Source organism: Natronospirillum operosum, from assembly GCF_004768465.1.
Classification (GTDB): Bacteria; Pseudomonadota; Gammaproteobacteria; order Pseudomonadales; family Natronospirillaceae; genus Natronospirillum; species Natronospirillum operosum.
In genome coordinates this window covers 406,136-430,617 of sequence record NZ_SRMF01000003.1, presented here as the reverse complement: position 1 = coordinate 430,617, position 24,482 = coordinate 406,136, and the positions used below count along the sequence as shown (strand labels likewise).

The following is a 24,482-nucleotide window of genomic DNA, read 5'->3' as shown; positions in this document are numbered from 1 at the left end:
GGAATCGCCCGCGTGCCTGGTATGGATGCATTTCTCCTTGCTGCAGGGCTGACAGCAGTGGCCGAGATTGGGGACCGGTCACTGCTGCTGGCCCTGCTGCTGGGCAGTCGGTACACCCGGACCGGAGTGCTCTTTCTGGGCATGAGCACCGGGCTGATTCTCAACCTGGTGCTGGTCGGTCTGTTCGGCAGTTGGCTGTTTCTGTTTATCCCTGCACCCTGGCAACCCTGGATCGTAAGCGGGCTATTCATGCTCACTGCATTGTGGTTGCTCCGACAGGAGGGGTCACAGGCAGCGGTTCAACTGTCGGACAGGAAATTGTTCGTCACTTCTGCCAGTGCCTTCTTCATTATGGAGATGGCCGACAAGTCGCAACTGACCATGTTGGCCCTGGTAGGTTCACAGTCCTCCCTGCCCGGCGTCATTCTGGGCGCCATTTGCGGTACGCTGGCTGTGGTCGGACCGGCACTCTGGCTGGGGCGTCGACTGTCACCCGTCTTGCCGAGCCGCTGGCTGAGCCGGGTTGGCGCCACATTGTTCTTTCTGGCGGCTGGTTCAACACTGGCGTTGTCACTGTAAATCAACAGCGTTGCTGTTGCCCGTCGTCCACACACTGCCGAATCAGACCGATCTCCTCTGACCTGTGTGGCGTGCCGTCCGGCTCCAGCAGATCGTGGAACCAGGTGTCATCAGAGCGCTCACTCGGGACTTGCTGGCGCAGCACGACGTCTGGCCACGGCAGGTGGGTTTGCGTCGCGCCCCTGACCAGCCCCCATTGATAACAATGCACATTGTGGCGGCAAAACAGTTCCAGTTGATTCTCGATGGTGCTGTTGACGTGCCGCGCCATCCACTCCGAGCAGATCATGGGACGACCCAGTGCCGCCAGTTGCTCCAGAACCCGGTTCAGAATCTCCGGCTCCCGATAGGCATGAAAACTGACCAGGTCGGACCACTCCAGCGCAGCCTGATCCAGCGGGTGCTGATAATAGGGCGTCGGCGTCGGCTCCCAGGGTGCCGGCATATGCCAGGCCGCCACGGTCAGCGGCTGAATGGGATCAATATCCCGTACGCGCCTGAACGCAGCTTCCATCAAGGCCATGGAGTGCTGCTCCAGCGCCTGACTGAAAGAGTGCTCGCCGTCTTTGGCGAAAACCATTCTGTTGCCGGGTTCGTTGTAGAGATCCCAGAACAGTACCCGCGCATCCGAGCGGAAATGGTCAACCAGTGCGCCCACGTAGTAGACAACAGCATGGTGCAGGGGTCGGTCCATCACCCAGCGTCGGCCCGGGCTGCCCACGGCTCTGCTGTTGTGCAATCCCGGAACCGGGGCCGGTGGTGCGCCAGCCGACGGGTCGCCGCCGGAGAACTCACAGTCATCCAGCGGACAGAACACCACCGACAGGCCCTGTTCGGACGCTATGGACAGAAAGATCTCCATGCGCTCCAGCAACCCGGCGCCGTCATGCTGCCAGACAACAAAGGGCAGATTGGTGCGCAGACTGTTGAAGCCGCAATCTCGAGCCCATCCAAGTTCCTGGCGGATCAGGTCCGGGGAGAAGTTGTCTGCCCGCCACATGTCAGGAAAGTTCACGGCGTTGCGCGGCAGATAGTTGAACCCGCATTGCCAGGCGTTGGCTTGCTGCCAGGCGTTTGCACGCTCTGCTGACCAGCGGGCTGAAGACAGAGTCATTACTGGTAATTCCAAAACGTTGATTCAGGTTGACAGGAAGCGCCCGGGCGTGAGCCCGGACGCATGACGCGGCAGGCTCAGCGATCAAGCTGGCTTTGCACATCCTCTTCAGCATCGGACAGGGCAGCATCAATGGACTTGCCGGTCAGCCAGATAGCCTGGAACTCCCGGTTCAGAATGTCCTGAATTGCCCCGTAGCGCGCGGAGGCAGGCGTATCCCGGGCGATATTGACGGTATTGTCGTACTCGCTGCGATGGGGCAGTTCGGCATATTCATCACTGTTGAGTACAGACTCTCTGACGGCGGCATGGCCGGTGCGTGCCCAATCGATATTGTGGTCATTGATGAAGGCCAGCAACTTCAGTGCACCTTCGTAGACTTCAGGGTCATCGCGCTGCACCGAGGCCGGAATCGCCCAAAGGTGAGAGTCTGCCCAGGTGGCTGGCTCGTCATACAGAGTGGGAAAGTCAGCCACGTAATAGTTCGTCAGCTCGACATCCTCGTCGGCCGCCTGCTCGGCATAGAAGTCCACTACCCAGGTGCCATTGACCAGCACTGCGGCTTCTCCGTTCAGGAAGCTTTGCTGGGAATCTGCATAGTTGGTACGAGAGTTGGCATAGTCACCGTCGAACAGACCCGTGATCAGTTCCAGCGCATTGCGTGCCTCCGGGGTATTGATGGTGGCGGTGCCATTGGCAAAGATGTTGCTGTCCTGCTGCCATAGAAAGGCCAGCACCATGCGCACACCAATCTCGAACTCGGAGAAGTCAGCCGCCAGATAGTACTGACCGGTGGCTTCGCGAACCATCTCGGCATGCTCCATCATTTCTTCCGGGCTTGAAGGCAAAATCGGGCGGCCGTCCTCGACCAGCCCGGCGGCTTCCATCAGGTCCATGTTCACATGCCAGAGGTTGGCATGCAGATCCATGGGCACACCCAGAATCCGGTCATTCCAGGTGACGGCCTCACGAGCTGACTCGGTCCAGTCATCCGGATCAATGCCATGCGCCATCAGGTCATCCGTCAGGTCCGCCAGGGCACCGATCTGGCCATATTCAGGTATGCGGTGGCGGTGCATGACATGCACATCCGGCGGGTTGCCGGAGGCGTAGGAGGCAATGATCTGGTCATAGTAATTGCCCCAGTCGGTGGGCAGTGTGGTGACGTCGAAATCATCATTCTCCGCATCGAAGGCGTTGATGATCGACTGGATGATGCAGGCTTCACCGACGGCCGCCGAAACATCCGTGCCGGCGTCCTGACAGGAGCCGAAGAACCGGCCCAGCGTCACTTCGGTACCGAAGGCAGGCATCACTGCCCCCGCCGACAACGCGGCTGCTGCGATCATGGAAACAAAAGTTTTTCGCATGGTAATCACCTTTTCTGCTTTCTTGTCTTTGTAGTTGACCACTGCCTGCGCAGTGGCGATGAGTTTTCGGTTTTTTGCATACAGCATCAGCCCTTGCTGCCGCCCACGGCGACCGCGCGCACGACATAGCGCTGGAAGATCAGGAACAGGGCCACCACCGGCAGGCTGGCAATCACCCCTGAGGCCATCACACTGCCCAGCCCCTCGGACTGGGCGAAGTTGCTCTGCAGGCTCGCCAGGCCCAGCGTGATGGTGAAGTGCTCGGTACGCTGTGCCGACACCAACGGCCACAGATAGTCGTTCCAGGCATAGAGGAAGGTCAGGATGGCCACCGTCATCATGGCCGGGCGGGCCAATGGCAGCATGACGTGCCAGAAGATCTGGAAGGTGTTGGCCCCGTCGATGCGGGCCGCCTCCTCGACGTCTCTGGTCACACCGCGGAAAAACTGGATCATGATGAAGACACCGATCGGCACTGCCAGGCGCGGAATGATCAGCCCATGATGCGAGTTGTGCCAGCCCAGCTCCGAGAACAGCGTATACAGGGGAATAAAGACCGCCTGTTCGGGAATCATCAGGCCAAGCAACACCAGTACCAGCAACGTCTTCTTGCCGACAAAATTGAGCCGCGCGAAGGCATAGCCGGCCGTTGTGGACAGCACCAGCACGCCAATGGTCATGCCCAGTGCAACCACCAGGCTGTTGAAGAACCAGACGTGCACCTGTCCGTGCGCCAGCAGGTTCAAATAGTTGTCCAGCGTCAATGGGTAAGGAATCAGCCCCCAGAAGGTATTGGAGGTGGTGCGTGCGAGCAGTGCATTGGGCTGCAGCGACAGGGACACCATCCACAGGGTGGGCACCAGCCAGATGAAGGCAGGCAGTGCGAGCATGGTATAGAGCAGCGCGAGACGCCGGTTCTCCATGGTTTTCATTGTTCGTCCTCCCGGCTGACCATGAACTGGACGGCAGAGAACACCGACATGATGACGAAGAGGAATACGGCCATTGCCGAAGCGATTCCCAGATCACTGTCGCGGAATGCGGTCTGATAGATATAGCGCACCAGCACCTGGGTCTGATCGTTGGGCCCGCCCTGCGTCATCAGGTGCGCCTGCCCGAAGACCTGAAAGTGCAGGATGATCTGCAGTATCACCACCAGTGTGATGGTGCGCTTGAGATTGGGCAGAATGATGTACCAGAAAGCCTGCACCGAGTTGGCCCGGTCGAGTTTGGCGGCTTCCTGCATTTCCTGTGGGATGTCCTGCAGGCCGGCCAGAAAAAGGACCATGGCAATACCAATGGACCACCACACGGTAGCGATCACAATGGCTGCCATGGCAAACCCGGGTTCTGCCAACCAGGAAAGCGGTACACCACCAAACTCGCGCACCACATTGGCCAGCAGGCCCTGACGCGCGGAGAACATCATTTGCCAGATCAGGGTAACCACGGTTACCGACAGCACCTGCGACAGGAAGAACAGCGTGCGCAGAAAGGCCGCCCCGCGGGTCTCGCGATTCAGCGCGGTGGCCAGCAAAAGCGATATGAGGGTAATGGCCGGCACCACCATGGCAACAAAGAACACCGTATTGCCGACCGTGGGCCAGAAGCGACGGTCGAACCAGCGTCCGCCCTCGCCGGGCGCCCAGCCGAAGAAGAACATCAGCAGCAACAGCGCCATCAGACACTGCCACAGCGTCGACCAGCGCAACTCACCGGTTCGGTAGCGCCAGACACAGAACAACGCCGCCAGCACACAAAGACCCTGCAGCACCGGACGCGCCCAGGCACGCCAGGTCATCTCGGTACCCCAGAACAGACGCAGGTAATTGTCCAGGCCAATGAAGGTCTTGGCATCCGGGTTGAACGTGACCGCCAGCAGGTTCCAGTCATGCAGACTGATCCACACACCCCGACAGAAGGGATAAATCAGAAATGCGACATAGACGAACACGAACGGCAGCAGGAAAACCCAGGCTACCAGGTTCTGACGGACGCCCGCCCAGCGGAGGTCGGTTTTGAATTGTTCAAACATGCTGAGGCCTGTCTCTTGTTGTTGTGTTGTTCGGGCAGCCACTCAATACCCGAACTAATATTATTAGTAATATTAACTAAAATTGTATCACTGTCAAACGCCGGGTACACTTTTTAACAAAGCCGCCTGCAGAGGCAGGCCAAGGACCAGGTTTTCCGCTTATGAGCTCCGATTCAGGCAACAAGACGCGCGTCACCATGAAGGACGTGGCCCGGCATGCCGGCGTTTCCCAGTCCACGGTGTCGTTCGTGCTCAATGAAGTAACGGATGTGTCGATCGGGGCCGACACTCGACAGCGCGTGCTGGAAGCCGTCGAAAAGCTGAACTACAAGCGCCGCCCGCAGGGAATGGCGCGGTCGGTATCGCATCCGATCATCGGGTTTCTGGTGGATGAAATTGCCACCAGCCCCTTCTCTGCCATCACCATAGAAGGCGCCCAGGAGGCCGCCTGGCGCCACGGACACCTGCTGGAAGTGGCCATGACCGGAGAAGATGCCGAGTACGAAAAAGCCATCCTCGAAAAGTGGCGTCTGCAAGGGGTAGTTGGGGTCATCTACTGCTCCATACTCACCCGCGCCGTCACTCCGCCAGAGCAACTCGCACAAATGCGCAACGTACTGGTCAACTGCCATGCCGAGAAAATGCCGTACACTGCCGTGGTGCCCGGTGAGGTACTGGGCGGTTTTGCGGCCACCGAGGCACTGCTGAACAAGGGCTATCGCAGAATTGCCTTTATCGATGGTGAGATGTGGATGGAGGCGGCCAAGGACAGGCTGACAGGTTACCGCAATGCACTGACCACGCACGGGGTCCCGATTGACGAGGCTTTGATCCGTGAAGGCAACTTTCTGCCCAGTGGCGGTTACAAACAGACGCTGACACTGCTCAATGATGGGCTGATCTTTGATGCTATCTTCTGCGCCAACGACCTGACGGCAGTAGGCTGCTACGAGGCGCTGAAGGAGCGTGGCCTGCGTATTCCGGACGACATCGCCGTTATGGGCTACGACGATCAAGAAATAGCCCAGCACCTGAACCCGGCGCTGTCGACCGTCCTGCTGCCACACCGTGAGATGGGCCAGTGGGCGGTGGACTACCTGCTGTCTCCCGAGTCTGCAGACACCAAACGGGTCTACAAGCTCGAATGCCCGCTGGTGTTGCGGGAATCGATCTAGTGTCTGTTGGCCCGACACCGCTTCGTGTGCGCCAATCAGGGTGAAGAGACCGCCATTTATCCCTGTGGCTTCGGCATGGCCCAGGTCGCGGTCGCCACAGCAATCAGCTTGCCGTCTTCATTGGTGGCGCGTGATTCCATGAACGCCAGGCTGCGCCCCTGCTTGAGAAAACAGGCCTCGCAGACAATCCGGCCGCTGTCGGCCGGGCGCAGGTACTGGATTTTCATTTCCACCGTACTGCCACCCTGACCGGTGACATGGTGAATCAGGTGGCCCATGGAGACATCCAGCGCCGTGGCCAGCACGCCGCCGTGCAGCTTGCCCACCGGGTTCAGCGTATGCTCGCGGATGGGCAATGTGACCCGACACCGCTCACCCACATACTCGATGTCCAGCCCGTAAAAACGGGCCAGAAAGAACTTGCCAAACTCGGGTTCGGCGTCAGCCAGAACCTGCTCGAAATGCGCCTGCAAAGCCTGTTTATCCATGTGCGCCCACCTCGGTTATCCGCAATTGCTGGATTGAGCCCAGAGATTGATCCCGCTCTCAGTGGCATACTGATCGATCTGTTTCAGCTCCGCTGCCGAGAAGTCCCGGTTATCCAGCGCGGCGACGCTGTTCTCCAACTGACGCACACTGCTGGCACCAATCAAGGCCGTGGTGACCCTGGGGTCGCGCAATACCCAGGCGATGGCCATCTGCGCCAGGGTCTGGCCTCGCGCCTGCGCGATTTCGTTGAGCGCTTTGATCTTGGCCAGGTTCTCATCACTCAGGAATTCTTTCGGCAGCGTGCTGTCGGCACCGGCACGGCCCGCTTCCGGCCGACCGTTTAGGTACTTGTCGGTCAGCATGCCCTGCGCCAGCGGCGAGAACGGGATGCAGCCAATGCCCTCTTCTTCCAGCACCGGCAGCAGACCGTCGTTTTCCACCCAGCGGTTGAGCATGGAATAGCTGGGCTGATGAATCAGACAGGGCGTGCCCAGCTCACGCAGAATCCTCGCTGCTTCACGGGTCTTCTTCGGCCCGTAGGAGGAAATACCGACATACAGCGCCTTGCCCTGCCGCACGGCGCTGTCGAGCGCCATCATGGTTTCTTCCAGCGGCGTTTCCGGGTCGACCCGGTGCGAGTAGAAGATGTCGACATAGTCGAGCCCCAGGCGCGACAGACTCTGATCCAGGCTCGACAGCAGATACTTGCGGCTGCCCCACTCACCATAGGGCCCGGGCCACATGCCATAACCGGCCTTGGTGGAAATCACCATTTCATCGCGATAGCCGCGAAAATCGGTTTTCAGCATGTGGCCGAAGTTCTCTTCCGACGAACCGGGTGGCGGCCCGTAATTGTTGGCCAGATCGAAATGGGTAATGCCCAGATCAAAGGCGCGCCGACAGATGGCCCGAGCATTGTCCTGCGGCGCATTCTCGCCGAAGTTGTGCCACAGACCCAGCGAGATCGCCGGCAGCTTCAGACCACTGCGCCCGCAGCGCTGATAGCTCATGGTGTCGTAGCGTTTTGCATCGGGCAGATAAGTCATCAGAACTCCTGTTGAAAGAAAAGTCTGCGAGCCGTTGTTTTAGCCCATACAGGCCCGAATTGCCAGGCGATCTCAGTGGCATCTCATTGATAGCTGGCCTGCAGATGGTTGATGCGATAAACAGGCAAGGTCCCGCCCTGCCAATACAGTCGCCGGGGCTCACCCGGCAGCAGGGTCAGGCTGTTGTCGCTCCAGCGGCCCGGGGCATCGGCCTCCAGGGTGACAAAATGCGCCGGCCGTTCACAGCGCAGTTCCACCCAGGGGCCGTCTTGGGAGTGCCCGGTTGCAGCGGAGATCTCCGGTGCGGGCAGGTGCAGCGCCTTCCAGAGATCGAAATAGCCGGTGTTCTCGCACTCGAATTGCCGGCCGCTGGTGGTCATGGTGGCGCTGGCTGAAGCCGTGACGAACTCGGCGGCGGCCTCGGTACTGGCAACCCGGGCCAGAGTGCGACTCTCGCCCGGAGCCAGTGTTTCCTTGAGCAGGCTTTCTTCGCGCAGAGTGCCATCCAGAGCATGGCGCCGCCAGGCGCCCTCGAGGGTTGCCGCTTCGGCCAGATCATTCACCGCCACCAGTTGCAGACCGGCGCCGTCTTTGTCCTGCAGCCAGAACAGCTGCACCGGCTGATAGAAGCGGCGCGCATGGTAGTGCAGCTGCTTCCAGCCGCCTTCGTAATCCAGGCTGCTCCAGGACGCCACCGGCCAGTTGTCGTTGAGCTGCCAGTACAGCGTGCCCATGCAGTGCGGCCGCAGCGAGCGCCAGTATTCGATGGCGGTTTTCATGGCAATGGCCTGCTGCACCTGACTCAGGTACAGGAACTGGTCAAAGCCGACGGGGAAGCGGAAATAACGCGTGAACATCTCGACAATGCGGGCATTGCCGCCGTCATTCTTCTGGTGGGCTTCCATCACCGGGCTGGTGACATTGCGATCTTCTGCTTCGGTGAACTGCCGCACCAGACGCAGCGACGGGAACGACTGATAGCCAAATTCGGAACAGAAGCGCGGCTTGATTTCGGTATAGGCGCTGAAGGAATGCCCCTCGTGCCAGACATCCCAGAAATGCATGTCGCCCTTGCTGTCATCATGCCAGGCATCGCCATAGTCCATGCTGCCATTGCACGGTGAACTGGGCCAGAACAGGCGGCTGGGATCAGCCTGTGCCACGCCCTGCTCCAGCACCCGGTTCAGTCGGTCATAGTTGACCAGATACTTCTCGCGCTGGCGGCGTGATTCCTCGAACCAGTTGATGGCGCCGATCACCTCGTTGTCGCCGCACCAGAGCGCAATGCAGCCCCAGGCCTGCAGGCGCGACACCTGCCAGTCGATTTCCGGCCCCACGTCTTGCAGAAACTCCGGCGTGCTCGGATAGAGCGCACAGGCAAACATCAGGTCCTGCCAGACCAGCAGGCCCAGGCGTTCGCACAAGTCATAGAAGCCGTCATGCTCGTAGAAGCCGCCGCCCCAGACGCGGATCATGTTCATGTTGGCCTCGACGGCACTGGTCAGCAGTTGTTCATACCGCTCCGGCGTGTGGCGGGCCGGGAAGGCATCGGCCGGAATCCAGTTGGCGCCCTTGGCGAAGATCTCGACCCCGTTGACCACCAGACACATCCGGTTGCCGGCGTCATCCGGACTCAGATCCCAGTGCAGCGAGCGCAGGCCGATAGCGCGCTGCCAGTGCTGGCCGTCCAGCTCGGCGGTCAGCCGATACAACGGTTGCTCGCCATAGCCAGCCGGCCACCAGAGTTCGGGCTCCCGCACCGTCAGCCGTGCCGTGCCCTGATGCTGGCCCGGCGCCAGCGTCACGGTGGCGGTGACACCCTCACCCAGAGCCAGTTCTACCGTCTGCTCGGTGGTGGCGGGGCCGGCAGTGTCCACCACCACATCCAGATCCACCCGGGCCGTGCGATGGTGCTGAAAGACCCGCACCGTCGACAGGGTGCGATCACGATGAATGATCAATTCGGGCGCCTTGTAGACCCCGGTGGACAGCAGGCAGATGCCCCAGTCCCAGCCAGCATCACACTGGGCTTTGCGCACCAGGTTCATGTGCGGGATGTCGTTGTTCATGTCGGCCCACGGCATGGGAAAGGGCTGCCGGGCCGCCCGCTCGGCGCCCAGCGCCGCATTGTTGTGCAGGGTGAGGGTCAGCCGGTTGGTGCCGACCCTGAGCACCTGGCTCACCTCGAACTCGAAACGCCGAAAGCTATTGGCCACCGTGCCCAGATCCACCCCATTGAGCGCCACCGTGGCATGCGTATCCACAAACTCCAGGCGCAGCGTGGCCAGTGCGGCCAGTTGTTCAGCCGCCACCTCGAACTCGGTCTCGGCGATCCAGGTGCGCTCGTGCACCCACTGCACGGCCGCCTCGTTGTCCCGGTAAAAGGGGTCCGGAATCTGCTCCGCCTGCAGCAACAACTGGTGCACGTCGAGAGGTATCTGCCCTGACAGGGTCGGGCCGCCCGCCGCGCTGTCGCGGACGGTCCAGGCGTGGTCCAGCTTCATGGCGTCAATTTCTTGCACAGAATCAGTCTCCCGGATAGTCTGGTACTGTCCAGCATATAGGGTCGGCGCACCATTTTCTGCCCCCACAACCCGCAATGGCCGTTGTTCAGCAGATGAAACCATACCCTCTTGGCGCTATAGTACGACGCCATGACCATCAGCTCACCGATCCGCCTGACTCCCGAGTTCCAGCGTTACGACTGGGGCACCAGAGACACCATTACCCGCCTGCTCGAACTGGCACCGCCCACTGGTGACGCGCCGGTGGCAGAGCTGTGGATGGGTGATCACCCCAGCCTACCGTCCCGGCTGGCCACTGCCATGGACGACTGCACGGACCTGCGCGCGCTGGTGACACGGCACCCGGAAGCCATACTGGGCCCGCACCATGAAGCACTGCACGACCGGCTGCCGTATCTGTTCAAGGTGCTGAGTGCCGGTCAGGCGCTGTCGGTGCAGGTCCACCCCAGCAAGGCCCAGGCTGAGGCGGGCTATGCGACCGAGAACGCAGCCGGTATTCCGGTGGACGCACCGCAGCGCAACTACCGGGATGACAACCACAAGCCCGAGCTGCTGATGGCTCTGACCGAGTTCGATGCCATGGCCGGGTTTCGCCAGCCTGCCGTCGTGGCCGCACTGCTGGACAAACTGGACTCCCCGGCCGTGCAGGGCTGGGCGGCACGCCTGCGCCAGCACGGCCTGTCAGCGCTGGGCGAACTCTACGAAACCCTGCTGACTCTTTCGCCGGAGCAGTGCAGCGCCCTGCTGACCCCAATATTGGCAGCACTGCCCGAGAGTGAGGATTATCAGTGGGTACAGCGCCTGCATGACCACTATGGCGATGATGTCGGCGTGCTGTTTCCGCTGCTGTTGAACCGTTTTCACCTCGAGCCCGGCCAGGCCATCGTACTGGCCGCCGGTGTGCCGCATGCCTATCTGCAGGGCACCGGGCTGGAGGTGATGGCCAGTTCCGACAATGTGTTGCGCGGCGGCCTGACCCGCAAGCACATGGATGTGCCGGAACTGCTGCGCATCACCAACCTGACGCCCGACAGCGTGCAGCCGCAGAACGGCACCACCGAGGCCGGCATCACCACCTATCAGATCCCGTTCGATGATTTCCAGCTCGCCCTGCTGGACCTGACACCCGAAACCACCATGACTCTGGGTGACTCCGGCTCGGCCGAATTGCTGCTGCAAATCTCCGGCCACAGCCGGATTGCCGACGAGACTCTGCACAGAGGTCAGATCATGCTGCTGCCGGCCACACTCGGTACCGTCACGGTCAGCGGTGAAGGCCGCCTGGCGCGGGTGACCACCCGGCTCGCCGGGAACTGAATCGGAAGCATGCCTACTGACACCCGAGATCCGTTCGGTCAGTTCCAGCGCAGGCTCAACGCAACATCAATCCTCTCATCCGAGCCCTCAATCACGATGCCCCAGTCGCCCATGTCATACTGGCCGGTATAGAGGCTCAGATGCCCCATTACGGGAGTACGGCCCTGATCATCTTCACGACCGCTGACGATCACACCCAGGCGCCAGGGTGACTCTGCCAGCACACCATGAAAACCGGCACTGGCCAACGGGTATGCAGAAACAAAATCACTACTGCTGTCCGCACGAACATTCACAGCCTCCATCTCCAGTCGCCCGTAGGCCGACAACTCGTCGGTCATGACATTGCCGTAGCCCAGGCCGCCGCGCAGCCGCCAGACAGTCACATCGTTCGTGCTACCGTTGTCAGTCAGCCTCAGGCGCCCCAGGGACAATGACACTGGGACATCCAGTACCGACAGAAACTGGTCGGGCACCACAACTCCGGCTGACACAAAGGCCCCATCGATCTCATCGAACTCATGGTCATCCGCATCGAATGAGGTCAGGCCGGCATTGATGATGTACTCGGCTCTTGTTTCGGCCAAGGCGGCAGTTGCCAGCATGCCCGGAATGATCAGCGCCAGTATTCGCAAGTAATGCATAGGTCTCCATTTTCCTGCGCAGAGGTCGGATGGGCTCAGTATAGCGACCTGGCTGCTGAAATGTGCGTGCGAATAACATTCGCATCACCGTCAGAAGCCAAGCCACCCGCAGCAACAAGAGCCGTCTGTGATACCATTCCGGTGACGAGCAGGCCTGCAGCCTATTGCACCGGCGCCTGTGAACCCGCACTGCCTCTGCAGGATAAACGCCGGGGCCCGATCAGGATACCGAGCCTTTGATGACCGTTCCGCATCGTCCCAACTGGTCCAGTCTCGGGCAGGATGTCAGTGCCGGCCTGCTGGTGGCGCTGATTGGTATTCCGCAGTGTCTGGCCTATGCGATGCTGGCCGGCGTGCCGCCCATGTATGGGCTGTCGACGGCCATTGTGGCCGGCGGTCTGGCGGCGCTGCTGGGCCGCAGCCATCGGGTGACGGTGGGGCCGACCAACACCACGGGCCTGATCGTGCTGGCCTCGTTGACGCCCTATGCCGGTCATCCGGACCAGTTGCTGCCGGCCATGGCCATTCTGACCCTGCTCGCCGGTGCCTGGCGGCTGGTCATCGTGATCGCGCGCGCGGAGCGCATCTTCAATTTCATTCCCGAGGCCGTAATGCTCGGCTTTGCCACCGGCGCTGCCTGCCTGATTGCCTGGATGCAGATCGATGACCTGCTCGGGCAGCCACAGCAGGGTGTGCGCACGGCCTGGGCTCAGGCCATGGCGCTGGGCCGGCTCGACTGGGCCGCCGTCGACTATCTCGGGGTAGGGCTGGGTGTTACCGCGCTGGTCGGGGTACTGCTCGGCCGACGCCTCTGGCCCCGTTCCCCCGTTGCCCTGATCATGCTGTTGCTGACCACTCTGGTCACGGTGTTGTTGCCGGAACCGTTCAAGGCCGGGCTGGTTCTGCTCGGCGAGTCGGCGCTGATCACCAACGGCTGGCCCACTGGGGCCTGGCCCGCTCTGGACCCGCAATTGTGGGGGTCGCTGCTGGTCCCGGCCCTGGCCATTGCGTTGATCGGCTCCCTGGAATTGATCGTCACCCTGCGCACCAACCGGGAAATGCACTACCTGACCCCGGAGCTGCGGGCGCAGGGCATCGCCAACATGGTGGCGGCACTGGCCAGCGCCTTCCCGGCCTCGGCCAGCCTGACCCGCTCGGCACTGCTCAAGCTGGGCAATGCCCATTCCCGACTGGCGCCCTTTCTGGCCGCAGTGGTGCTGCTGCCGGTATTGCTGTTCGGCGGCGACTGGATCGCACAGATTCCCCTGGGCGTGATCGCCGGCCTGCTGATCGCCACCGCCTGGACCATGCTGGACCAACCCGGCATTCGTCGCCTCTGGATCGGCAACCGACAGACGCGGTTATTGTTCGGCATGACCCTCGCCAGCACCCTGATCATCCCGTTCCACCATGCCATTCTGGTCGGGGTCGGGCTCAGTGTGGGGCTGTTCCTGTGGCAAACCAGTCAGGCCCACCTGCGCTGGTTCGGGCGCGACCGGGATGACCTTCTGTTTGACCTGCCCGCCACCGGCGAACCCGACCCGAGCCTGCACGACGGCAGGCTCTATCTGCAGGTCAGTGGCAGCCTGTACTTTGCGGCTGCCAAGACCCTGTCGGGCCAGGTTCAGCAGGCGCTGCCGGCAGGGTGCAGGCATCTGATGATCGACCTTACGCACGCGCATCAACTGCGCATCAGTGCGGTGTTTGCGCTGCAGGAGATAGTGGACCACTGTCAGGCGGCGGGCCTGGAAGTGGAAATCGGCGGCGTCGACAACGCCTTTGTCGAGCTGTGCCGCCGCTGCGGCGTGCAGCTGCCCTTTGCGGACTGGACGCTGCAGCGACAGGTGATTCGTTCCTGAACCCGAAAACGCTAGCCGCGCAGGGATGACGCTTCGCGCGCCAGTTGTTCGATGCGGCTCCAGTCCCTGGTTTTCAGTGCGTCGCCGGGCACAATCCAGGAACCGCCGACGCAGGCCACATTGGGCAGGCTCAGATAGTCGCCGCAATTGGCCAGCGAGATACCGCCGGTGGGGCAGAAGGTGATGTCCGGCAGCGGGCCGCGCAGGGCCTTGAGGGCTGCCGGCCCGCCCAGTACGGAAGCGGGAAAGAACTTGAAGCAGTCATAGCCCACTTCCATGCCTTTCAATACTTCCGATACCGTGGCCACGGCGGGCAAAAAGGGCATTCTCGACACCCGGCCGGTTTCCAGCAACTGAGGCGTGGCCCCCGGGCTGACCACGAAATCGGCTTTCACGTCTTCCAGGTCACGGAACTGGCTGGCCCGCACCACGGTACCGGCCCCGACCACCATGCCCTTGACCTGCTTCATGGCCTTGATGACCGCGAGCGCCTGTTCGGTGCGCAACGTGACTTCCACCACCTCGATACCGCCGGCCTGCAGCGCCTCGGCCAGAGGCACCGCATCCTCGACATGTTCGACCGCCAGCACGGGAATGACCGGGTGGGCCTGCTTCAGAAAAGGGGCAATTTCTAGTGACATGGGTTGAGTACTCTTTGTCAGGTTCGGTTCAAGGGTTCGGTTTCAGGTCAAAGAAAGGCAGCCAGAAGCTCATCCAGACTCTGTGTCTCCAGGTCCTGAAAGGCCTGCTGCACGGCGGCGCGAAAAACCTCCTGTCGGGCCAGTGCGGGCGGCACAACAGCTTCGAGGGCCAGGAAGGCTCTGACCAGGGACGGCCCATCCTGATGCGTCCGGTGCAGGTCCTGCAGTGTCTCGGCCATGGGATCACTGATGGCAAAGGGCTGCCCCTGCAGATCCGTGCCGCGGGTGTAGCGCATCCAGGCCGCCACGCCCAGCGCCGTGGCCCTGATGCTGCGCCCGGCAGCCAGCTGTTCCAGAGCGCCATAGAGCCAGCGCTGGGGCAACTTCTGGGAGCCATCCATGGCAATCTGATGCAGCCGGTGTTGCAGGCTGTCATTGGCGAAACGCTGCAGCAGGTCTTCACAGTAGTGCGTCAGATCGACGCCGGCCGGCACATCCAGCGTGGGTGCGGCTTCCGCGCCCATGTAATGGCGCAGCAGGGCCCGGAAGCCCGGCTGGCAGACGGCGTCATAAACCGTTTCCACGCCATGCAGGGCGCCCAGATAGGCCAGCAGTGAATGGCTGCCGTTGAGCATGCGCAGTTTCATGGTTTCAAACGGCGCTACATCCGGCACCATTTCCACGCCGACGGATTCCCACTGCGGGCGGCCGGCCGGGAATCGGTCTTCGATCACCCACTGGGCAAAGGCTTCCCCGATGACCGCGCTCGGGTCATCCAGACGCAGACTGGACAGACGCTCGAAATCGGCCGCCGTCATGGCCGGCACAATGCGGTCGACCATGCTGGACGGAAACGCCACCTGCTGTTCGATCCACTGCGCCAGCTCGGGGTCGGTCTGCGCGGCCAGCCTGACCACGGCGCCCTGTGCCCGCTCACCATTGGCCGGCATGTTGTCACAGCTCAGCACCGCGAATGGGGCCACGCCGGCCGCCCGACGGGCCGCCAGGGCCGCTACCAGCAGGCCGGGGGCCGTGCGCGGCTGCTCGGGGTGGGTCATGTCGTGGCGAATCAGGGCATGCTCCGTCAGCAGGGCGCCATCCGCCGGGTTGAGGAAATAGCCTTTCTCGGTCACCGTCAGCGTCACAATCCGGGTGTCCGGGTGTGCCAGCCTGTGCAGCAACTGATCCAGATCCCGCCCCCAGATACCGCTGTCGTCCTGGCCGGTAAACAGCACCTCTTCGATGGTGCCGACTTCACGCACCAGCACGCGGCTGCTGTCGGTGTACTCGGCCACATGGTAGCGCCCGTCAGTAGCACGCAACTGGTCCACCAGCGCATGGTTGGAGCGCAGGTTGGCACTGCAGATGCCCCACTGGGGGTCACCGCTGTGCTGGCGAAAGCGTTCCAGATACACCGCCTGATGCGCTCGGTGAAAGGCACCCAGGCCGAGGTGCACCACACCGATATGGCCTGAGCGCTCCGCCGCAGGCAGATGCCGGATATCAGCGGGCACGGTCGCTTTGCTGTGTGCTGTCATGGCAATTCGGTGTCCTTTGTCGAGCTGTGCATTACCAGTGCCAGAGGGTGCCGTCTTCCAGACGGTTTACCGGCAGGCTGGCTGGTCGGTAGGGATACAGTCTGGCTTTTTCTTCGTCGATATCGACGCCATGGCCGGGTTTTTCACCGACGATGAAATGGCCGTTCTCGAACCGATAGTCATGCGAGAACACCTCGTCGGTCAGCGCTTCGTAGGGCATGTGCTCCTGAATGCCGAAATTGGGCACCCAGGTATCGAAATGCACTGCCGCGCCCAGACAGACCGGTGACAGGTCGGTCGGACCATGGAAGCCGGTACGGATATGGTAGAGCGCGGCGAAATCGGCGATCCGCCGCACATGGGTAATGCCGCCGCCATGGCTGATCGGTGTGCGCACATAGTCGATCAGTTGCTGCTCGATCAGGGTGCGGTAGTCATGAATGCTGTTGAACACCTCACCCACCGCCAGCGGCGTGGTGGTGTGCTGGCGGATCAGGCGGAAGCTGTCCTGATTCTCTGCGGCCACACAGTCTTCCAGCCAGAACAGATGATAGGGCTCCAGCGCCTTGCCCAGCCGGGCCGCCTCGATGGGTGTCAGGCGGTGGTGCACATCGTGCAGCAGGTGCAGGTCCGGGCCGAAGCGCTCGCGCGCGACACGGAACAGTTCCGGCACATGATTCAGGTACTTCTCCGTGCTCCAGACATGCTCGGCCGGCAGTTCCGAATCCGCCGGCTCATAACGCTCGCCGTCATTCTTGGCCACCCCGTAAGTGGTGGGAATGCCGGGTACACCGGCCTGCAGGCGCACCGCCCGATAGCCCTGCTCCACATGCTTTTCGACCTCCTGCAGGCAGGATTCGATGTCCGACCCCGTGCAGTGCGCATAGGCCATGACACGGTCACGGCTGCGTCCGCCCAGCAACTGATAGAGCGGCATGTTCGCCATCTTCGCCTTGATATCCCACAGGGCCACATCAATGGCCGATATGGCGGCCATGGTCACCGGCCCCCGACGCCAGTAGGCACCGCGATAGAAAAAGTGCCAGATATCCTCTATCTGCCGTGCATCGCGTCCAATCAGGGCCGGTAGCACATGCTCTTCCAGGTACGCCACCACGGACAGTTCGCGCCCGTTCAGGGTGGCATCACCCAGACCATAGACGCCGGATTCGGTGACCACTTTCAGGGTCACGAAATTGCGCCCCGGACTGGTCACAATCAGATAGGCTTCGGTAATCTTCATTCGTATTCCTTCTACTCAGGCCTGACCACGCTCAGCGGTCAAAAAGGTAACGCTGCACGTTGTCATAACAGACCGCTCGGACCAGCTCACCGATCCTGTCCGCATCATTGGGCAGTTCGCCCTGCAGCATCTGGTCGCCCAGCATGTTGCACAGAATGCGGCGGAAATAGTCATGGCGGGAGAACGACAACAGACTGCGTGAATCGGTCAGCATGCCGACAAAGTGGCTCAGCAGGCCGAACTGCATCTGGGTGATCAACTGGCGTTCGATGCCGTCTTTCTGGTCATTGAACCACCAGGCAGCGCCGAACTGCACCTTGCCGGGGATGCCGTCACCCTGAAAGCTGCCCACCAGAGCGGCCAGCATCTCGTTGTCACGCGGGTTCAGGTTGTACACCACGGTGCGCGGCAGGCTGTGCTGATAGTCCAGCGCACTGAGCAGCCGCGCCAGCGGTTCGGCATAGGTGGTATCGCCAATGGCATCGAAGCCGCTGTTGATGCCAATGGTTTCCAGGCCGCGCTGGTTGATGCTGCGCAGAGCGCCGAGATGCAACTGCATGACCCATTCACGCCGCGCATACTGCTGACCCAGCCACAGCAGCAAGGCTGTGGTGAAGCCGGCTGCATCGTCTGCCGATAACGGCTGGCCGGCCAGCGCCCGGGCCAGAATGCGGTCCAGTTCGGCGTTTGCCGGAGGCTCGACAAAGACGGGTTTTTCCAGACTGTGGTCCGACAGGCAGCAGCCGTGTTCGGCAAAGTAGTCCAGACGCTGACTCAGCGCCGCCAGCAGGTCGTCATAGCGGCTGATGATGGTATTGCTGGCAGCGGCCAGTTCATCCACGTACTCGGCAAAACCCGGCTGGTCGACCTTCAGAATGGCATCCGGCCGGAACGTCGGCAGCATCTGAACCCCGGCATTGCTCTCGGCATGCCGGCTGTGATGAGTCAGCGCATCCACCGGGTCGTCCGTGGTGCAGACGGTACGGACATTGAAGCTGTCGAGAATACCGTGCGCCCTCAGGCCCGGGGTGGCCAAAGCATCGGAGGCCCGCTGCCAGATGTCATCGGCCGTGGCCGGCGACAGCAGAATGTTCTGAATGCCCAGCGGATGGCGCAGTTCGGAATGGGTCCAGTGGTACAGCGGGTTGCCCAGACAGTCGGGCACGGTTTCTGCCCAGGCCTGAAAACGCTCGCGCGCATCGGCAGCACCGGTGATTCGACTTTCATCAATACCGGCACAGCGCATGGCCCGCCACTTGTAGTGATCGCCCTGCAGCCACAGTTCGGTCATGTCCGCAAACTGGTGGTTGGTGGCGATCTCCTGCGGGCTCAGATGCGAGTGATAATCACAGATCGGCATGGCTGCCGCATGATCGTGATACAGGCGCCGGGCCTGCTCGCTTGCCAGCAGAAAATCCGGACCCATGAACTCGATGTGATCAGTATGTGTCATAACTCTCTCGTCACTCTTGCTTGGGGTCAGTGTAAGGTTCGCCGCTGCATCAGCCCATCAACAGGGTGGGCAGGAACAGCACCAGGTTCGGGAACAGTATGATGCCCAGCACCACCAGCAACACGGCCGCCGCATAAGGCAGCAGCTCCCGGCTGTAATCCACGAAGGAACAGTTCAGAATGCCGCACACGGCGTACATGGATATACCCACCGGCGGCGTCATGCCACCAAAGGTCACCAGCGTCATCATGATCAGCCCGAAATGCACCGGGTCAATGCCGGCGGCGGTAATCACCGGCACCAGAATCGGCGTCAGCAGCACAACCACCACGGTCGCCTCCAGCAGCATGCCGAAGAACACCAGCAGCAGGCTCAGGGTCAGTAACAGCGTGATGGGGCTGCTGAAAACACCGACCGTCAGCTCGGCAATGGTTTGCGGTACCCGTTCGAACGACACCACATAGCCAATCACGCCGGAGAACATGATGATCAGCATGATCATGCCGATGTCCCGCACACTGGCATGCAGGGCATTGATGATATCGCGCAGCCCCATCTCGCGGTGGATCAGACACCCCACTATCAGGGCATAGGCCACCGCAAAGGCACCGGCCTCGGATGGCGTGAACAGCCCGTAGCGAATGCCCACCAGCAGCCAGACCGGGAACAGCAGCGCCCAGATACTCTCACCGGTCGCCTTCAGAATTTCCCGCGCGGTCGGACGCTTGTCATGAATGGGCAGATAGCCCCGCTTGCGGGCCAGCAGAAAGGTGGTGATCATCAGACCGATCATCAGCAGGATGCCAGGCACAATGCCGGCAATGAACAGACGCCCGATCGACACCTGGCCCAGATAGCCATACAGAATCAGCCCGATACTGGGCGGTATGGTGGCCGTGATCAGACCACCGATGGACAGCACTGCAGCGGCATAGGCAGGCTTGTAGCCCTGCTGGATCATGCCCGGGCCCAGCACGCGGGACTGCATGGCCGCATCGGCCACGGCAGAACCGGAGATACCGCCCATCATGGCACTCAGCACCAGGCTGGCCTGGGCGATACCACCACGCATCCAGCCGGCGAGCAGGCCTGCCAGCTTGAGCAGGCGCGGGGTAATGCCGCTGGCGTTCATCAGGTGCCCGATCAGTATGAACAGTGGCACCGCCAGCAGCGGAAAGGATTGCGTCGCCGACACCATACGCTGCGGACCGATATTGATCGGCAGAAAGGTGTCGGGCAGAAAGAAGAAAGTGAAGCCGGCAATACCGATGGCAAACGCCACGGGCATACCAATGGCCATCAGCAACAGGGCCAGGCCGAGCAGTATTGCAGCAGTCATAATGGTTTATCCGTCAGCAGATGATCATCCGATACCAATGCACCACTGATTCCCTGGCTTACCACCCGCCTGAGCAGCGTAATGATCATCAGTGCAGCGCCCACCGGCAGTGCCAGCGTCACATAGCCATAACTCAGCAGTCCCACGCCCATGGGGCGTTGCCAGTTGCGCAGCGCCAGCGGGAAGCCGTGGCGTACCAGCAGGACCAGAAAGCCCAGCATCAGCAGCAGACAGATGGCGCTCAGAAACTTCGCTACCGGTACCGGCAGCAGGGATACCACAGCGTCTACCCGGATCTGCCCGCCGCGACGCAGCGTGATATTGGCACCCAGCACCGTCGTCCAGATAAACAGAAATTGCGCGAATTCGGCCCCACCGGCAAAGGGTGAGCCCAAAGCCCGCATGGTGGCCGTCAGCAACATGCTCAGCGACAGACCCGCCAACAACAGCAGGGCCAGCCACTCTTCGGTTCGGTCATACCAGCGCCACATGAGTGTTACTCCATGATGTCCCAGAGAACAGGGCCGGCACTCCGGGGAGTACCGGCACAACCATTACAGACCCGAGGTCAGTTCATCACGGTACTGGTCATAGCCCAATTCTTCGTACACACCTGAAACCCGGTCGCGGAACACATCGATGTCCACATCACGGAAGGTGACACCAGCGTCTTCCATGCGCGCACGCACCGCATCCAGTGCATCTACAGTGGCCTGACTGGCTTCTTCACCGGCGGCCAGCAGCTCTTCGTACACGATCTCACGGAAATCGGACGGCAGACCCTGATACCACTCTTCCGAGGTGGCGATGCCGGTCAGCAGTTGGATATGGCCGGTCAGCGCAATGTGGTTGACCACTTCGTGCAGATTCTGGCCTTCGGCAGCGGTGAGCTGAGCTTCAGCCCCGTCGATGGAGCCGAGCTGCAGGGCAGAATAGACTTCTGTCCACGGCAGTGGCGTCGGCGTCGCTCCCATGTCACGGATGGTGCTCATCCAGACCGGAGAGTTGATGGTGCGCACGCGCACGCCGCGCAGATCGTCCGGCCCTTCCACCGGTTCCTTGGTCAGCATTTCACGCGAGCCCTGGAACCAGTTGTAGTTGAGCAGACGCAGACCACTGTCGTCAGCCAGATCTTCCACCCATTGCAGATACAGATCAGAAGAAGTGATCTGCTCGTACTGGGTATAGTCGTCTACCAGATAAGGGGCACTCAGAATACCCAGTTCCGACTTGTACTGGGACAGACGCCCGGCATCGACCAGAATGCCGATATTGGCGCCACTGCGGATCTGCTCGATCACGTCCTCATCGGAGCCCAACTGGCTGCTCGGGAAAACCCGAACCGTCATCTGGCCATCGGTACGTTCCGCAATCCGTTCCGCTGCAGCTTCCATGGCGATAACCATGGGGTCCTGCGAGGTCACGGCTGCAGACAGGTTCAGATAGTATTGATCTGCGTGTGCGAAGTTACCCAGCATTGCCAGAGCAAGTGCTGACAGCATAGCTTTAGTTTTCATGGTTTCTCCTGATGTTATTTTTGTAATAACAGTTTGTTATTGAGCAGCCCGGTCGGGCTGCTTAAAAGCAGGGCCAGCGCCGAAGCGCCTAACCCAGTGCACTGCGCCGACGGCGGTAGAGACCCACTGCTGGCTGAAACATGTCCGGGAAACGCTCGACGAGATCGGGCAGCGAGCGCAGAATTTCACGCATGTGTGCTTTTACGACACGCTCGGTGCCTTCCACATCTCGGTTGATAACGCATTCGAGAATGGCCGCATGCTGCTCGATCAGCTTGGGCAGCGGCGTGGTCTGCGGCAGACTCAGATACCGCACCCTATCCAGTTGCGCCTTCACGTCCTGCGTCAGCCGCCAGGCCACATCATGGCCGGCACCCAGCGCCAGTGTGCGGTGGAAGTCTTCGTCCAACTGGTAGAACCGATCATGGTCCAGCGGCTCGATGCAGCGCCGCTGACGTTCCACCAGCTCCTGCAGTTCGCTGATGACATCGGGCGCCAGCCCTTCTTCTGCCGCCGAGCAGGCCACCGCGACTTCGATGGCCTCACGCACAAACCGGGCCTCGGTCACCGCCTCCTGGGATATCTGCACCACAAAGGTGCCACGCTGGGGCCGGATTTCGACCAGACCGGCTTCCGACAGCCGAATGAAGGCTTCACGCACCGGCTGTCGGCTGACGGAAAAGGTCTGGGCAATTTCGTTTTCCGACAACAACTGACCGGGTGCCAGCGACATGCGAATGATGGATTGGCGCAGCACTTCATACAGCCGTTTGCGCACATTGGTGTCGCTCTGCTCTTCCCAGAGTTGAATCAGCGAGGGGGTGGGTGCGGTGTCTGTCATGACTTGCCTTACTAGTATGGTAGTTGTTGTATGACTAGTATGGTAGTTGTTAGAGTTGGCTTATGTCAAACCCTTGATAACAGGACAATCACAATGGTCACCCCCCAGCAGCAAGACCCCATTCTGACCTTTGGCGAAGCCATGGCGCTCTTTACCGCCGACCAGACCGGCGCCCTGTCGACCGTGCCGCAGTTCAGCCGCCGCCTGGCCGGGGCGGACACCAATGTGGCCATTGGCCTGGCCCGCCTCGGCTTCGAGGTGCACTGGCTGAGTCAGGTCGGTGATGACAGCTTCGGCGCCTATATCCGCCAGTGTCTGGAGCAGGAAGGCATTGACTGCGCGCGCTTCGCTACCTTGGCAGGTGAGCACACCGGGCTGATGTTCAAGGAAAAGGTGCTGGCCGGACGCGACCCCAAGGTCGAATACTTTCGCACTGGCAGCGCCGCCAGCCAGATGACAGCCGGCCATGCTGATGGTCTCGATTGCGGGCACTTTCGGCATCTGCACTGCACCGGCATCACGCCGGCCCTGTCTGCCGGCTGCCGGGGCCTGACCTGGACCCTGCTGCGCCAGGCGCGGGCTGAGCAGACCTCCATTTCTTTCGACCCCAACCTGCGCCCAACCCTGTGGCCGGATACCGCCACCATGCGTCAGACGCTGAACGAGATGGCCGCACTGGCAGACTGGGTCATGCCGGGCCTGGAGGAAGGTCGTATCCTGACCGGGCAACAGACACCGGAGGCCATCGCCGATCACTATCTGGACATGGGCTGTGCCGCTGTGGCCATCAAGCTGGGGTCCGAGGGCAGCTATTTCCGGGGCGAGCTGGACGGCCGCCGCCAGACGCTGGAAGTTCCGGGATTCAAGGTAGATGAGGTGGTGGATACTGTCGGCGCCGGTGACGCCTTTGCCGTGGGCTTTGTCAGCGGCATGCTGGAAGGACTGGGGCCGGAGGCCGCAATACGTCGGGGCAACCTGCTGGGTTCTGCCGCCGTGCAGGTGCCGGGCGACATGGAAGGCCTGCCCGACCGCAACGGCCTGGCCGCCCTCGAGCTCAGAGCCCCCGCGCCTTGACCAGTTGCTTCAGCGTGGCGCTATGGAACTCCCTGCGGTTCAGAACCAGCACAATAGCCACACTGAACACCAGCAGCCCGAGCGGGCCAACCATCCAGCCCAGCACGGCCAGGCTGAAGTACACCGCCCGCAGCCCATAGTTGAACTGTTTGGCGGCCAGGTCCATCACCTTGGCGGTGTGGGTGACAAAGGCCTCGTTGGAGCCCGCCGCCCCTTCCACGTTGGTTTCTCCGGGCATGGGGGCGGCGCCCAGCATGACCGACAGGAAGCCGTACTGGCGCATGCTCCAGGTAAAGCTGAGAAAGCCATAGACATAGATCGCGATCAGCACACCGATCTTGGTTTCCAGCAGCGTGCGCGAGCTGGCCTGCAGCAGCGTAATGTCCGCCAGCAATGCCACCACCTGCTCCGAAGCCGCCAGCACCGTGACCAGACCGGCAATGGCAAACAGACTGCTGGAAGCAAAGAACGCCGAATTGCGCTCCAGATTGCCCACCGCCGCCATGTCCGCCACCCGGTTGTGCCGTTCCAGCATGCGGCGTATCCAGTCAATACGAAAATGATGCATGACCGATGACAGGCTGTGGCGACGGCGTGCCGCATATTTGGCGTACTGGGTGTACGACACCCAGCACAGCAGAAAACCGGCCAGGGCAATCCAGTCGAGCAGATAGGACATGGTG

The 24,482-nt window shown here is 61.4% G+C and carries 22 protein-coding genes; 5 read left to right on the top strand and 17 right to left on the bottom strand.

Annotated features, from left to right (window positions below):
* The first annotated feature begins 21 nt into the window (after positions 1 to 21).
* On the top strand, positions 22 to 579 hold the full coding sequence (locus E4656_RS10875) for a TMEM165/GDT1 family protein (protein ID WP_135483248.1): 558 nt from the start codon (positions 22 to 24) through the stop codon (positions 577 to 579).
* 1 nt (position 580) lies between these two features.
* Here E4656_RS10875 and E4656_RS10870 read toward each other — a convergent pair whose 3' ends face one another.
* The 4 genes from E4656_RS10870 to E4656_RS10855 all read right to left on the bottom strand — a co-directional run bounded on the left by E4656_RS10870 (position 581) and on the right by E4656_RS10855 (position 5,098).
* Positions 581 to 1,693, bottom strand: a complete 1,113-nt coding sequence (locus E4656_RS10870) for a glycoside hydrolase 5 family protein (RefSeq protein ID WP_135483247.1) — start codon at positions 1,691 to 1,693, stop codon at positions 581 to 583.
* 77 nt (positions 1,694 to 1,770) lie between these two features.
* Positions 1,771 to 3,063, bottom strand: a complete 1,293-nt coding sequence (locus tag E4656_RS10865) for an extracellular solute-binding protein (protein ID WP_135483246.1) — start codon at positions 3,061 to 3,063, stop codon at positions 1,771 to 1,773.
* A gap of 86 nt (positions 3,064 to 3,149) precedes the next feature.
* On the bottom strand, positions 3,150 to 3,995 hold the full coding sequence (locus E4656_RS10860) for a carbohydrate ABC transporter permease (protein ID WP_135483245.1): 846 nt from the start codon (positions 3,993 to 3,995) through the stop codon (positions 3,150 to 3,152).
* Entirely contained in the window at positions 3,992 to 5,098 is a 1,107-nt protein-coding gene (locus tag E4656_RS10855) for a carbohydrate ABC transporter permease (protein WP_205849170.1), read from the bottom strand. The genes E4656_RS10860 and E4656_RS10855 overlap by 4 nt, the downstream gene beginning before the upstream one ends.
* A gap of 161 nt (positions 5,099 to 5,259) precedes the next feature.
* Between E4656_RS10855 and E4656_RS10850 the strand changes: the two genes are divergently transcribed.
* The gene (locus tag E4656_RS10850; RefSeq protein ID WP_135483244.1) at positions 5,260 to 6,273 is read left to right on the top strand and encodes a LacI family DNA-binding transcriptional regulator; all 1,014 of its coding nucleotides are present in this window, start codon (positions 5,260 to 5,262) and stop codon (positions 6,271 to 6,273) included.
* Positions 6,274 to 6,329: 56 nt separating this feature from the next.
* Here E4656_RS10850 and E4656_RS10845 read toward each other — a convergent pair whose 3' ends face one another.
* The 3 genes from E4656_RS10845 to E4656_RS10835 form a co-directional block, all read right to left on the bottom strand.
* Positions 6,330 to 6,761, bottom strand: coding sequence for a PaaI family thioesterase (locus E4656_RS10845; RefSeq protein ID WP_135483243.1), 432 nt, complete (start codon positions 6,759 to 6,761; stop codon positions 6,330 to 6,332).
* Positions 6,762 to 6,776: 15 nt separating this feature from the next.
* The gene (gene mgrA / locus E4656_RS10840; protein WP_135483242.1) at positions 6,777 to 7,808 is read right to left on the bottom strand and encodes an L-glyceraldehyde 3-phosphate reductase; all 1,032 of its coding nucleotides are present in this window, start codon (positions 7,806 to 7,808) and stop codon (positions 6,777 to 6,779) included.
* Between the two features lie 83 nt (positions 7,809 to 7,891).
* Positions 7,892 to 10,330, bottom strand: coding sequence for a beta-mannosidase (locus E4656_RS10835; RefSeq protein ID WP_167856024.1), 2,439 nt, complete (start codon positions 10,328 to 10,330; stop codon positions 7,892 to 7,894).
* A gap of 132 nt (positions 10,331 to 10,462) precedes the next feature.
* Between E4656_RS10835 and manA the strand changes: the two genes are divergently transcribed.
* Positions 10,463 to 11,650: a mannose-6-phosphate isomerase, class I gene (manA, locus tag E4656_RS10830; protein WP_135483240.1), complete on the top strand. Its 1,188-nt coding sequence runs from the start codon at positions 10,463 to 10,465 to the stop codon at positions 11,648 to 11,650.
* A 38-nt stretch (positions 11,651 to 11,688) separates the two neighbouring features.
* On the opposite strand, the gene E4656_RS10825 is transcribed toward manA, so the two are convergent.
* Complete coding sequence (locus E4656_RS10825) at positions 11,689 to 12,294, bottom strand: hypothetical protein (protein WP_135483239.1); 606 nt, start codon at positions 12,292 to 12,294, stop codon at positions 11,689 to 11,691.
* Between the two features lie 239 nt (positions 12,295 to 12,533).
* On the opposite strand from E4656_RS10825, the gene E4656_RS10820 reads away from it, so the two are divergent.
* The gene (locus E4656_RS10820; protein ID WP_135483238.1) at positions 12,534 to 14,153 is read left to right on the top strand and encodes a SulP family inorganic anion transporter; all 1,620 of its coding nucleotides are present in this window, start codon (positions 12,534 to 12,536) and stop codon (positions 14,151 to 14,153) included.
* An 11-nt stretch (positions 14,154 to 14,164) separates the two neighbouring features.
* Here the strand turns inward: E4656_RS10820 and eda are convergent, their stop codons facing one another.
* The 8 genes from eda to E4656_RS10780 form a co-directional block, all read right to left on the bottom strand.
* Positions 14,165 to 14,794 (bottom strand): bifunctional 4-hydroxy-2-oxoglutarate aldolase/2-dehydro-3-deoxy-phosphogluconate aldolase, encoded by a 630-nt coding sequence (eda, locus tag E4656_RS10815; protein WP_135483237.1) that lies wholly within the window; start codon positions 14,792 to 14,794, stop codon positions 14,165 to 14,167.
* Between the two features lie 47 nt (positions 14,795 to 14,841).
* Complete coding sequence (locus E4656_RS10810; RefSeq protein WP_135483236.1) at positions 14,842 to 16,332, bottom strand: mannitol dehydrogenase family protein; 1,491 nt, start codon at positions 16,330 to 16,332, stop codon at positions 14,842 to 14,844.
* 31 nt (positions 16,333 to 16,363) lie between these two features.
* Positions 16,364 to 17,575, bottom strand: a complete 1,212-nt coding sequence (manD, locus tag E4656_RS10805; RefSeq protein ID WP_135483235.1) for a D-mannonate dehydratase ManD — start codon at positions 17,573 to 17,575, stop codon at positions 16,364 to 16,366.
* Positions 17,576 to 17,606: 31 nt separating this feature from the next.
* A complete protein-coding gene (uxaC, locus tag E4656_RS10800) occupies positions 17,607 to 19,028 on the bottom strand; it encodes a glucuronate isomerase (protein WP_135483234.1) in 1,422 nt (473 codons plus the stop codon).
* A gap of 49 nt (positions 19,029 to 19,077) precedes the next feature.
* Complete coding sequence (locus tag E4656_RS10795) at positions 19,078 to 20,367, bottom strand: TRAP transporter large permease (RefSeq protein ID WP_135483233.1); 1,290 nt, start codon at positions 20,365 to 20,367, stop codon at positions 19,078 to 19,080.
* Positions 20,364 to 20,858: a TRAP transporter small permease gene (locus E4656_RS10790; protein WP_135483232.1), complete on the bottom strand. Its 495-nt coding sequence runs from the start codon at positions 20,856 to 20,858 to the stop codon at positions 20,364 to 20,366. The genes E4656_RS10795 and E4656_RS10790 overlap by 4 nt, the downstream gene beginning before the upstream one ends.
* Before the next feature lie 63 nt (positions 20,859 to 20,921).
* Positions 20,922 to 21,884 carry a C4-dicarboxylate TRAP transporter substrate-binding protein gene (locus E4656_RS10785; protein WP_135483231.1) on the bottom strand — a complete coding sequence of 321 codons (963 nt, stop codon included), beginning with the start codon at positions 21,882 to 21,884 and terminating at the stop codon, positions 20,922 to 20,924.
* Between the two features lie 88 nt (positions 21,885 to 21,972).
* Complete coding sequence (locus E4656_RS10780; protein WP_135483230.1) at positions 21,973 to 22,725, bottom strand: GntR family transcriptional regulator; 753 nt, start codon at positions 22,723 to 22,725, stop codon at positions 21,973 to 21,975.
* 93 nt (positions 22,726 to 22,818) lie between these two features.
* Between E4656_RS10780 and E4656_RS10775 the strand changes: the two genes are divergently transcribed.
* Positions 22,819 to 23,799: a sugar kinase gene (locus tag E4656_RS10775; RefSeq protein ID WP_135483229.1), complete on the top strand. Its 981-nt coding sequence runs from the start codon at positions 22,819 to 22,821 to the stop codon at positions 23,797 to 23,799.
* Here E4656_RS10775 and E4656_RS10770 read toward each other — a convergent pair.
* Positions 23,780 to 24,478: a DUF599 domain-containing protein gene (locus E4656_RS10770; RefSeq protein ID WP_135483228.1), complete on the bottom strand. Its 699-nt coding sequence runs from the start codon at positions 24,476 to 24,478 to the stop codon at positions 23,780 to 23,782. The genes E4656_RS10775 and E4656_RS10770 overlap by 20 nt on opposite strands.
* Positions 24,479 to 24,482 lie beyond the last annotated feature (4 nt).